At 35.3% G+C, this 300-nt stretch carries 1 protein-coding gene; it reads right to left on the minus strand.

All coding sequences use genetic code 11. From position 1 onward, the window contains the following. Positions 1-300, minus strand: a 300-nt coding sequence (locus ACXAGJ_RS24780; protein WP_474843889.1) for a DUF7507 domain-containing protein, incomplete at both ends; no start/stop codon positions are given.

The raw sequence follows: 300 nt of genomic DNA on the forward strand, positions 1-300 counted from the left end.
TAGGATCTTGCCCTGTTACAGTAGCTTGGTTCTCCACTCTTCCAGCAAATATATCATCTTCGGTAAGAGTGTACACTGCAGTAAAACTACTTTCATCAGTTTCCCCTACTAACAGATCAATTGGTCCACCATTAATTACAATACCTGGTAAAGGATCAGATAAAGTAATATTAGTTATATCTACATTACCTGTATTGGTAACTGTGAACGTATATTGAATTTCATCTCCTGTATTAAGCAATCCATCATTATTGGTATCTACATATATCCCCAGTTTAGTCAATGCCAAATTAGGCAATT

The sequence above is a fragment of the Aquimarina sp. AWH4_224 genome, from assembly GCF_056160245.1.